Below are 11,026 nucleotides of genomic sequence, written 5' to 3'. Positions count from 1 at the left end.
TGCGCGGCGACCCGAGAATCAGGTGCGGTCGCCGTACTCGACCCTGTTGAGCACCGAAGACGCCGGATCGCCCGCTTGCAGAGGTGGCTTGTTGTCCTGCTGCACCATCAGCGTCACACCGAAGACGGCCGCCGCGCCCAGCAGCAGGCCGACCACGACGCTGGCGGCGGCTGGCACGAGGAACCGATCCATGCGGCAAAAGTAGCACGCGGGCCATGTCCGCAGCTGAACCCAGGTTCTCGGGGTACACGCCGACCACGAGATAGATGTGAAGCGCGACAGCAGTTAGTGTCGAAGCCCATGGCCTTGCCCCGCGCATTGTGTGTCCTCGCTGCCACACCGATCTTGTTGATGGCGTGCTCGCCTGCCGCGCAGGAGGCCGAGCCGTCAGCGTCGTCGGCGCCCATCACCAAGGCGGCGACGGCCGTGCCCGAGGCTCCGGCCGCGCCGGCGGCCCCCCCATGCGGAGCCGGGGATTCCCTGCTGGCGTCGATGTCGACCCGCGACAAGCTCGCCCAGCTGTTGATGGTGGGCGTTTCCAACGCGGCCGACGCGCGTGCGGTCGTCGACAATCACCACGTCGGCGGCATCTTCGTCGGCAGCTGGACCGACCTGTCGATGCTGTCTGACGGCTCGTTGGCAGGCATCGCAGGATCGGCGACCCCGCTACCGCTCGCGGTCAGCGTCGACGAGGAGGGCGGCCAGGTGTCGCGGCTGGCCGGGCTGATCGGCAGCCAACCGGCGCCGGCCTCGCTGGCCGCCAGCAGTACGCCGGAAGAGGTGTACAGCATCGCGCTGAAGCGGGGCCAGGCCATGCGCGGGCTCGGTATCACCGTCGACTTCGCGCCGGTTGTCGACGTCGATGGGGGCGGCGCCATCGGCGACCGGTCGTTCGGCTCCGATCCGGCCGTCGTCACCGATTTCGCCGGCGCGTATGCCCGTGGCCTGCGAGACGGCGGTGTGATGCCGGTGCTCAAACACTTCCCCGGCCATGGGCGCCTCTCGGGCGACTCGCACACGGGCGGCGTCACGACGCCACCGCTCAGCGACCTGCAGACAACCGATCTGGTGCCGTACCGAACGCTGACCAGCCAGGCGCCGGTCGGTGTGATGGTCGGTCACCTACAGGTGCCCGGGCTGACCGGCAGCGACCCGGCCAGCCTGAGCCCGGCGGCCTACGCGCTGCTGCGGTCGGGCAACTACGGCGGCCAGCCGTTCAACGGCCCCGTGTTCACCGATGATTTGTCCGGTATGCGGGCCATCACAGACCGGTTCGGGGTCGCCGAGGCGGCGCTGCGGAGCCTGCAGGCAGGCGCCGACGTCGCGCTGTGGCTGAGCACCGGCGAGGTGCCCGCGGTGCTCGACCGGTTGGAGAAGGCGTTGGAAGCCGGGGAGCTGTCGATGTCCAGCGTCGACGCGTCGGTTCTGCGGATGGCGGCGGTAAAGGGGCCCAACCCGCGCTGCTAGTCCCTACCTGCTGCGCACTCCTCCGGCGGGCGGATTGCTTACCCTGGTGGAATGGCCGGAGGAACCAAGCGGTTACCGCGCGCGGTGCGCGAGCAGCAGATGCTGGACGCCGCCGTGCAGATCTTCTCGGTCAACGGCTATCACGAGACGTCGATGGACGCGATCGCGGCCGAGGCGCAGATCTCCAAGCCGATGTTGTACCTGTACTACGGGTCCAAGGAGGAGCTGTTCGCGGCGTGCCTGGACCGGGAGCTGGCGCGGTTCGTCGACGACGTGCGCAGCCGCATCGACTTCAAGCAGAGCCCGAAAGACCTGCTGCGCACCGCCGTGCTGGCGTTCCTGAACTACATCGACGCCAACCGGGCGTCGTGGATGGTGCTCTACAGCCAGGCCACCAGCTCGCAGGCGTTCGCCCACACCGTGCGCGAGGGCCGCGAGCGCATCATCGACCTGGTCGGCCGGTTGTTGCGCTCGGGCACCCGAAACCCGGAGCCCGACACCGATTTCGACATGATGGCCGTCGCACTGGTCGGTGCCGGTGAGGCGGTGGCGTCGCGGGTCAGCACGGGCGACGCCGGTGTGGACGAGGCGGCCGAACTGATGATCAACCTGTTCTGGCGCGGCCTCAAGGGCACCCCGTCCGATCACCCCATCGAGACTGCGGTGCGATCGCCGAACTAGCTCCAATCGCGATCCGTGCGCAGTCTCGACACGCTTACAGCGAACGGACCGTCCCGAATAGATGCGGCTCGCGCTTCTTCATGTCGCGCAACGTCAGATCCCAGCCGTCGGACACCCGGTCGACGTACAGGCCCGCGTTCGCGGGCAGCACCACCGGCTTGGCGAACTTCACCGAATACTTCACCGCATCCGGCAGCTGGCCCTCGATGTTCGCCAGAACCGCTGCCGCGCTGAACATCCCGTGCGCGATGACGGTCGGGAACCCGAACAGTTTGGCCGCGATCGCACTGGTGTGGATCGGGTTGTGGTCGCCGCCCACCGACGCGTAGTGCCGGATCTGTCCCGGCGTGATACGCAGCATCGCGTTCGGCGGACCGAGTTTCGGCGGCTTCTGCGGCGGCGGCTTCGGCTCGTCGGACAGGCTCGTGCGCTGCTGGTGCAGGAACGTGGTGATCTGATGCCACGCCTGCTCGTTGCCGACGCTGACGTCGGTGACGATGTCGACCAGCAGACCCCGCCGGTGCTCGCGCAGATTCTCCGCATGCACCTTCACCGACACCGAGTCGGTCACCGCGATCGGGCGGTACTGCGTGATGTGGTTCTCGATGTGCACCGAACCCATTGCCGCGAACGGGAAGTCGAAGCCGGTGACCAACGACATCAGCGTCGGGAAGGTGAGCGCGAACGGATACGTCAGCGGGACGGTGTCGCCGAACTGCAGTCCGGTCACCGCGGCGTAGGCCGCCACGTTCTGTGGATCGATGCTCAGGTCTTCGACGGTCAGCGTGCGGTCGGGCAGCGACTCGCCGCGCGGCACGAACGGCAGGGCGCCCGCCGCCGCGCGCGCCAGGTTCATCAGCCCGGACGGTTGGCTCGCACCTGTCATGCCTCGACTCCTTCTCGCTCCGGTCCTCGCTCGTTCCTCGCTGCGATCCTCACTCGTCGTCGCCTTCGGTCACGCCCCCAGCCATGCCTGGCCGCAGACCCGCACCGTGTTGCCGGTGACGGCGTTGGACGCCGGGCTGGCGAAGTAGGCGATGGTCTCGGCGACGTCGACCGGTTGGCCGCCCTGGTACAGCGAATTGAGCCGGCGGCCCACCTCGCGGGTGGCCAGCGGAATCGCCTCGGTCATCTTGGTCTCGATGAAGCCCGGCGCCACAGCGTTGACCGTGACGCCCTTGTCGACGTAGGCCTGCGACAGGCTGTCGGTCAGCCCGATCATGCCCGCCTTGGTCGCCGCGTAGTTCGTCTGCCCGCGGTTGCCCGCGATGCCGGCCATCGACGACAGTCCGACCACCCGGCCGCCCTGACCGATCACGCCGTTGTTCACTAGACCCTCGGCAAGGGCAAGCGGCGCAACGAGATTCACCGCGACGACGGAGTCCCAGCGTCCCTCGTCCATGTTGGCGAGCAGCTTGTCGCGGGTGATGCCCGCGTTGTTGACCAGGATGTCGGCGTGCCCGTCGTACACCTCACGTAGGTGCTCGGTGATCTTGTCGACCGCGTCCTCGGCGGTCACGTCGAGCGTCAGTGCCGTCCCGCCGACCTTCGACGCCGTCTGCCCCAGCGCCTCGGCCGCCTGCTCGACGTCGATGCACACGACCTTCGCGCCGTCGCGGGAGAACACCTCGGCGATCGTCGCGCCGATGCCGCGCGCGGCGCCGGTGACGATCGCGACCTTGCCGTCCAACGGGCGGTCCCAGTCCGCCGGCGGGGCCGCGTCGTCGGGGCCGATCCGGAACACCTGGCCGTCGACGTAGGCCGACTTGCCCGACAGCAGGAACCGCATCGTCGACTCCAGACCCGTCGCGGCGGGCTTCGCCTCCGGCGACACGTACACCAGGTTCACGGTCGCCCCGCGGCGCATCTCCTTGGCCAGCGACCGGGTGAAGCCCTCGAGCGCCCGCTGCGCGATGCGCTCGTGCTCACTGCCTGCCAGCTCCGGGGTGGTGCCGAGGACGACGACGCGGCCGGATGACCCGAGGTTGCGCAGCAGCGGGGTGAAGAACGTGTAGAGGCCCTTCAGCCCGGCCGGTTCGGTGATGCCGGTGGCGTCGTAGACGAGCCCGCCGAACGAGTCGGCCCAGCGACCGCCGAGGTTGTCGGAGACGACGTCGTAGTCCTCGGCGAGCGCGGTGCGCAGCGGCTCGACGAGCCGGCCCTCACCGCCGATCAGCAACGTGCCCGAAAGCGGCGGTTCGCCGGGCTTGTAGCGGCGCAGCGTCTCGGGCTGGGGGATGCCGAGTTGTTTGGCGAGGAACGACCCCGGCGCCGAATGGACGATTTGCGAGTACAGATCGGAAGCCATGGGACGAACTTACTCCAGAGTAAGAAGGGTGGGTACTATGGGTACATGCCTAGTGATACCCGCCGACGCGTCGCCATTCTCGGTGGCAACAGAATTCCTTTCGCCCGCTCCGATGGCGCGTACGCCAGTGCCTCCAACCAGGACATGTTCACCGCCGCGCTCGGCGGCCTGATTGAGCGCTTCAACCTCGAGGGCGAGACCCTCGGCGCGGTCATCGGCGGAGCCGTGCTCAAGCACAGCCGCGACTTCAACCTGATCCGGGAATGCGTGCTCGGCAGCGCTCTGTCGTCGTACACGCCGGCGTTCGACATCCAGCAGGCGTGCGGCACCGGGCTGCAGGCGACGATCAGCGCGGCCGACGGCATCGCCTCGGGTCGCTACGAGGTGGCCGCGGCCGGCGGCGTGGACACGGCCTCAGATGCGCCGATCGCACTTGGGGACGACCTTCGCCGCACCCTGCTCGGGCTGCGCCGCGCCAAGTCGAACGTCGACCGGCTCAAGCTCGTCGGCAAGCTGCCCGCCTCGCTGGGCATCCAGATCCCGGTCAACAGCGAGCCTCGCACCGGCATGTCGATGGGTGAGCACGCCGCCGTCACCGCCAAGGAGATGGGCATCAAGCGCGTCGACCAGGACGAACTGGCCGCCGCGAGCCACCGCAACATGACCGCCGCCTACGACCGCGGATTCTTCGACGACCTCGTCACGCCGTTCCTCGGTCTGTACCGCGACAACAACCTGCGGCCCGATTCGTCGGCCGAGAAGCTCGCCAAGCTCAAGCCCGTGTTCGGGGTCCGCAACGGTGACGCGACCATGACGGCGGGCAACTCCACCCCGCTGACCGACGGTGCCTCCGTGGCGCTGCTCGCCAGCGAGAAGTGGGCCGAGCAGCACTCGATCGAGCCGATGGCGTACTTCGTCGACTCGCAGACCGCGGCGGTCGACTACGTCAACGGCCGCGACGGCCTGCTGATGGCAGGCACGTACGCGGTGCCGCCGCTGCTGGCCCGCAACGGGCTGACCCTGCAGGATTTCGACTTCTACGAGATCCACGAGGCGTTCGCGTCCGTGGTGCTCGCCGTGCTGCAGGGCTGGGAGTCCGAGGAGTACTGCAAGGAGCGCCTCGGCCTGGACGCGGCCCTGGGGTCCATCGACCGGTCGAAGCTGAACGTCAACGGGTCCTCGATTGCGGCAGGCCATCCATTCGCCGCGACCGGTGGGCGCATTGTCGCCCAGTTGGCCAAGCAGCTCGCCGAAAAAAAGAAGGAAACCGGCAAGCCGGTGCGCGGCCTGATCTCCATCTGTGCAGCTGGCGGCCAGGGTGTGACCGCGATCCTCGAGGCCTGAGGGCAGCCGGAAAACCGCCGAAAAAATTAATTCCGGCGGTTGTAACACCCTCCGAAACGGCGCCGATACATGGGATAGCTCCGTACTGCCGTCTGACCCCCCGACCCGACGGCAGTACGGGGCACTTAACGTTTCGGGCCCGTGCTTCGATGGTGGGATGCAGACCAGCGTCGCACTCACCGGACTTCTCGATGACGGACGTTCTCCGCTCGACGCAAGCCTGGACAAGCTGAGGTCGCTGCGGGACGAGGGCTTTCGCCGGGTGTGGATGGCGCAGCTGCCCTACGACCCCGACCTGCTGACGATCCTGGCCGTCGCGTTCCGCGAGATCGACACCATCGAGGTGGCCTCGGGTGTGATCCCGATCCAGGTCCAGCACCCCACGCAATTGGCCCAGCGCGCGCTGACGCTGAACACCATCGCGGGCGGGCGCTTCACCCTGGGGATCGGGTTGAGTCACCGCATGGTGACCGAAGGAGTGTGGGGCATCTCGTATGACAAGCCGGTGCGGCAGATGCGCGAGTACCTCGACGCGCTGCAGCCGCTGCTGAACGGCGAGCCCGCGGACGCGTCCGGCGAGTTCTGGACGACGCGCGGCTCGTTGAAGGTGCCCGGCGCACCGCGGCCGGACGTCTACCTCGCGGCGCTCGGACCGCAGATGCTGCGCCTGGCCGGTCGGCGCAGCGCCGGGACGATGACGTGGATGACGGGACCTCAGACGCTGGCCAACCACGTCGTCCCGACTTTGCGTGAGGCCGCCGCCGAGGCGGGCCGCGACGAGGGCTCGGTGCGCGTCGTGGCCTCACTGCCGATCAGCGTCACCGACGACGTCGACGCGGCGAGGGCCAAAGCCGCCGAAGAGTTCGCGATCTACGGCCAACTGCCGTCGTATCGGGCGATGCTCGACCGCGAGGGCTTCACCGGTCCGGCGGACGCGGCGATCATCGGCGACGAGGAAACGGTGTCGCAGCGGCTCGACGAACTGGGTGCTTCCGGGGTCGATGAGTTCGTCGCCAGCGTTTTCGACGCCGACCCCGAGGCCCGTGCGCGCACCCGCGCGCTGTTGCGTTCCAAGGACGCCTGACCGCCGAAAATTCGCCCTGGTGTGATCCGCGTCACCGGCGTACGATCGGTCGCACGACGGGTTCGGGAGTGACAATTCCGAAGAGTCGGCAAGGGTTGAAAGCCGACCGCGCGAGACTGATGTGACGCACCTGGTGTCCTCCCGAACCCGCCCTTTCGTGTGAGGGTACGGCTGGCAACACCGTCGATTCACCGGCCAGCACGATGGCTTCCGATGACCGCTGCACGTCACGATGGAATGCGTGACGACTCCGGACATTGCCGCCCCACTCGGATATCTTCGGCGACCGCTGCGGCCCGAATCCTGGCGCATCTACCTGTACTTCGTGCTGGCCAGCGTGCTGGCGGTGGTCGGGGTGGCGTTCCTGTTCGCCGCCGGTCTGGCATCCGGGCTCCTGCTGGTGACGCTGGTCGGCATCCCGCTGCTGGCGGTCGTCGTGTTGAGCGGGCGGGCGTGGAACCGGCTGTATCGGTCGTTGGCCCGCCTCGTCGGTGCCGAAATCGAACCGCCGCCGCCGTTCGCCCCGGCCCCGGGGAGAGTCCGTGCGGTGGCCGAAGCGTTGACCGACGCTGTCGGCTGGCGCAGCCTAGGGTTCGTCGCCCTGCACTCGGTGCTCATGACCCTCGTCGGCTACGCCGTCATCATCGGCATCTCGGTGTGCGCCTCGGCGGTCGCCTCGCCGGTGGTGTACCTGCTGACCGGTGAACCGTTCATGACACTCGGCGAGCCGATTGATTCACTCGCCGTGTACCTGGCGTTGTCGGTCGCCGGACTTGTCGGCCTCTACCTGTTGGGCTGGGTGATGATCGGCGTCACCCGCCTCGACGTGTCGCTGGCCCGCGGACTTCTGGGCGCCACCGACCGCGACCGTCGGGTCGGGCAGTTGGAGCGCGCCCGCGCCGATGTGGTCGACGAATCCGCGGCCACCCTGCAGCGGGTGGAGCGTGATCTGCACGACGGCACCCAGGCGCGGCTCATCACGACGGCGATGGCGCTGGCCCGCGCGGAGGAACATTTCGCCTCGGCCGACGTGAACCGCGGCCGCACGCTGGTTGCCGATGCGCTGGCCAACACCAAGGACACGTTGGCCGAGCTGCGCGAGATCGTGCGCGGCATCCGACCGCCCGCACTCGATTTGGGTCTCGAGTCCGCCGTGCGCACACTGGCTGCGCGCAACCCGTTGCCGGTCGACGTCTCGGCAGACCTCGCCGTTCGGCCCTCGCTCGGGGTCGAGACGATGGCGTACTTCTGCGTGGCGGAACTGCTGGCCAACGTGTCGCGACACTCGGGCGCCGATCATGCCGCCGTGGCGCTTCGCAGCGACGAGCATGAACTCCGGATCACCGTGCGCGACAACGGGTCTGGCGGCGTCCAGATCGGCAACGGGTCGGGCCTGACCGGCCTGAACGACCGGCTGGCGATGCTGGACGGCCGGCTGACCGTCGACAGCCCCGACGGCGGCCCGACCGTCGTCACCGCCGTCGTGCCACCGGGAGTCGACCAGTGAGCAGGCTCGTCATCGCCGAAGACAACGCCATCCTGCGCGACGGTCTGGCCCAGCTGCTCCTCGAACGCGGTCACGATGTGGTTGCCAAGGTGAGCACCGCCGACGAATTGCTCAGCGCCGTGGACGATCTGAGACCGGACGTGGCGATCGTCGACATCCGTATGCCGCCGTCGTACACCGACGAGGGACTGGTGGCGGCGGTGTCGCTGCGTCGTTCACAGCCCGACACCGGCGTGCTGGTGTTCTCCCAGTGGGTGGAAACCCGTTATGCGACCGAGCTTCTCGCGGGCACCCCGGAGGGCGTCGGCTACCTTCTCAAGGATCGAGTGACCGACATCGCCGAGTTCGATGCTGCTGTACGCCGCGTCGCGGCCGGCGGCACGGCGCTGGACCCGGAGGTGGTGCGCCAGCTGTTCGGCCGGCGCAGCCCCGATGCCTTGGCGAGCCTGACACCACGCGAACGCGAGGTGCTCGCGCTGATGGCCGAGGGCCACTCGAACAGCGCTCTGGCGCACACCCTCTCGATCACCGAACGTGCCGTCGAGAAGCACATCTCGGCCATCTTCACCAAGCTCCGCCTGCCGCCGTCGGATGCGCATCACCGCCGCGTGCTGGCCGTACTCTCGTACCTGAAGACGTAGCGCACAACCAAAAACGCCCCCGGGAAGAGACCGGGGGCGGTTTTGGTTGCGAAGCGGCAGAAGAGGCTTAGAAGGCCGCCTCGTCGAGTTCCATCACCTCGTTGTCGAGGTTTTCGATGATCTGGCGCGTGCTGGTGAGCATCGGCAGGAAGTTCTTCGCGAAGAACGACGCCACCGCGACCTTGCCCTCGTAGAAGGCGCGATCGTCACCGCTGACACCCGCGTCGAGCTTGTCGATGGCCACCGCGGCGTGCTGCTGCAGCAGCCAGCCGATGACCAGATCGCCGACGCTCATCAGGAAGCGCACGGAGCCCAGGCCGACCTTGTACAGCTCGGACGAGTTCTCCTGCGCCGCCATCAGATAGCCGGTGAGCGACGCGGCCATGGCCTGGACATCCTCCAGCGCAGTGGCCAGAAGCGCGCGCTCGGCCTTCAGCCGGCCGTTGCCCGACTCGTTCTTGACGAACTGCTCGATCTGCCCGGCCACGTGAGCCAGCGCCACACCCTTGTCGCGGACGATCTTGCGGAAGAAGAAGTCCTGCGCCTGGATGGCGGTGGTGCCCTCGTAGAGCGAGTCGATCTTTGCGTCGCGGATGTACTGCTCGATCGGGTAGTCCTGCAGGAAGCCCGAGCCACCGAAGGTCTGCAGGCTCTCGGTGAGCTTGGCGTACGCCTGCTCCGAGCCGACACCCTTGACGATCGGCAGCATCAGGTCGTTGACCCGCGCGGCCAGCTCGGCGTCCACATCGTGCACGGCCTTGGCCACCGGGGCGTCCTGGTAGGTCGCCGTGTACAGGTACAGCGCACGCAGACCCTCGGCGTAAGCCTTCTGGGTCATCAGCGAACGACGCACGTCGGGGTGGTGCGTGATGGTGACGCGCGGCGCCGTCTTGTCGGTCATTTGGGTCATATCGGCGCCCTGCACACGTTCCTTGGCGTACTCGAGCGCGTTCAGGTAACCGGTCGACAGCGTGGCGATTGCCTTGGTGCCCACCATCATTCGGGCCTGCTCGATGACGTCGAACATCTGCGCGATGCCGTCGTGCACCTCGCCGACCAGCCAGCCAACGGCGGGGGTGCCGTGCTGACCAAGGGACAGCTCACAGGTGGCCGAGACCTTCAGGCCCATCTTGTGTTCGACGTTGGTGACGAACACACCGTTGCGCTCACCGGGCTCACCGGTTTCCGGGTCGAAGTGGTACTTCGGCACGAAGAACAACGAAAGACCCTTGGTGCCCGGGCCGGCGCCCTCGGGGCGGGCCAGCACCAGATGCATGATGTTCTCGAACAGGTCGTCGGAATCACCCGAGGTGATGAAGCGCTTGACGCCGTCGATGTGCCAGGTGCCGTCCGGCTGCTGAACAGCCTTGGTGCGGCCGGCGCCGACGTCGGAGCCCGCGTCGGGCTCGGTCAGCACCATCGTGGCGCCCCAGCCGCGCTCGGCGGCCAGCACGGCCCACTTCTTCTGCTCGTCGGTGCCGTTGTTGTAGAAGATCTCGCACATGCCCGCGCCCATCGCGTACATGTAGGCGGCGGGGTTGGCGCCGAGAACATGCTCGATCAGCGCCCACTGCAGCGCGCGGGGCATCGGCATGCCGCCAAGCTCCTCGGCGAGGCCGACCTTGTCCCAGCCACCCTCGAGCAGCGCGCGCATCGACTTCTTGAACGAGTCGGGGAGCGTCACCGCATGGGTGTTGGGGTCGAACGTCGGGGGGTTGCGGTCCGCGTCGGAGAACGACTCTGCGAGCGGGCCCTCAGCCAACCGGGCGATCTCGCCGAGCATCTCGCGGGCGGTGTCGACGTCGAGGTCGGTGTAGTCACCTTCGCCCAGCGCCTTGTCGACCCCGAAGACCTCGAACAGGTTGAATACCTGGTCACGAACGTTGCTCTTGTAGTGGCTCACAGTTCCTCCTCGGTGAGACGGCCACTTTGGTTGGGTACTTCTTGCTTAAGTTACCCACCAGTAACTGGCTGAACTATACCCATCAGTAACT

At 67.8% G+C, this 11,026-nt stretch carries 10 protein-coding genes; 6 read left to right on the top strand and 4 right to left on the bottom strand.

Annotation, left to right across the window (positions count from 1 at the left end; all coding sequences use genetic code 11):
• Positions 1-18: 18 nt before the first annotated feature.
• Positions 19-192, bottom strand: coding sequence for a DUF2613 domain-containing protein (locus A5752_RS06210; protein ID WP_067083356.1), 174 nt, complete (start codon positions 190-192; stop codon positions 19-21).
• Between the two features lie 108 nt (positions 193-300).
• On the opposite strand from A5752_RS06210, the gene A5752_RS06205 reads away from it, so the two are divergent.
• Both A5752_RS06205 and A5752_RS06200 read left to right on the top strand, forming a co-directional pair.
• Positions 301-1,467, top strand: a complete 1,167-nt coding sequence (locus tag A5752_RS06205; protein WP_197500551.1) for a glycoside hydrolase family 3 N-terminal domain-containing protein — start codon at positions 301-303, stop codon at positions 1,465-1,467.
• A 51-nt stretch (positions 1,468-1,518) separates the two neighbouring features.
• Positions 1,519-2,148 (top strand): TetR/AcrR family transcriptional regulator, encoded by a 630-nt coding sequence (locus tag A5752_RS06200; RefSeq protein ID WP_067083353.1) that lies wholly within the window; start codon positions 1,519-1,521, stop codon positions 2,146-2,148.
• Between the two features lie 34 nt (positions 2,149-2,182).
• On the opposite strand, the gene A5752_RS06195 is transcribed toward A5752_RS06200, so the two are convergent.
• Both A5752_RS06195 and A5752_RS06190 read right to left on the bottom strand, forming a co-directional pair.
• Positions 2,183-3,034: a MaoC/PaaZ C-terminal domain-containing protein gene (locus A5752_RS06195; RefSeq protein WP_067083352.1), complete on the bottom strand. Its 852-nt coding sequence runs from the start codon at positions 3,032-3,034 to the stop codon at positions 2,183-2,185.
• Between the two features lie 69 nt (positions 3,035-3,103).
• Positions 3,104-4,456 carry a 3-oxoacyl-ACP reductase gene (locus tag A5752_RS06190; RefSeq protein WP_067083350.1) on the bottom strand — a complete coding sequence of 451 codons (1,353 nt, stop codon included), beginning with the start codon at positions 4,454-4,456 and terminating at the stop codon, positions 3,104-3,106.
• A gap of 45 nt (positions 4,457-4,501) precedes the next feature.
• On the opposite strand from A5752_RS06190, the gene A5752_RS06185 reads away from it, so the two are divergent.
• From A5752_RS06185 to A5752_RS06170, 4 genes are all read left to right on the top strand, one after another.
• Positions 4,502-5,800 carry an acetyl-CoA C-acetyltransferase gene (locus tag A5752_RS06185; protein ID WP_067083348.1) on the top strand — a complete coding sequence of 433 codons (1,299 nt, stop codon included), beginning with the start codon at positions 4,502-4,504 and terminating at the stop codon, positions 5,798-5,800.
• 157 nt (positions 5,801-5,957) lie between these two features.
• Positions 5,958-6,884, top strand: a complete 927-nt coding sequence (locus tag A5752_RS06180; protein WP_067083347.1) for a TIGR03564 family F420-dependent LLM class oxidoreductase — start codon at positions 5,958-5,960, stop codon at positions 6,882-6,884.
• 241 nt (positions 6,885-7,125) lie between these two features.
• Positions 7,126-8,391, top strand: coding sequence for a sensor histidine kinase (locus A5752_RS06175; protein ID WP_231983335.1), 1,266 nt, complete (start codon positions 7,126-7,128; stop codon positions 8,389-8,391).
• Positions 8,388-9,032 (top strand): response regulator transcription factor, encoded by a 645-nt coding sequence (locus A5752_RS06170; RefSeq protein WP_067083343.1) that lies wholly within the window; start codon positions 8,388-8,390, stop codon positions 9,030-9,032. Before A5752_RS06175 ends, A5752_RS06170 begins: the two co-directional genes overlap by 4 nt.
• A gap of 67 nt (positions 9,033-9,099) precedes the next feature.
• On the opposite strand, the gene A5752_RS06165 is transcribed toward A5752_RS06170, so the two are convergent.
• The gene (locus A5752_RS06165; protein WP_067083342.1) at positions 9,100-10,935 is read right to left on the bottom strand and encodes an acyl-CoA dehydrogenase; all 1,836 of its coding nucleotides are present in this window, start codon (positions 10,933-10,935) and stop codon (positions 9,100-9,102) included.
• Between the last annotated feature and the right edge of the window lie 91 nt (positions 10,936-11,026).

The organism is Mycobacterium sp. 852002-51961_SCH5331710 (genome assembly GCF_001665535.1).
GTDB lineage: Bacteria > Actinomycetota > Actinomycetes > Mycobacteriales > Mycobacteriaceae > Mycobacterium.
Note: the sequence above shows the minus strand (reverse complement) of the source record. Positions and strands in the feature narration are given on the sequence as shown.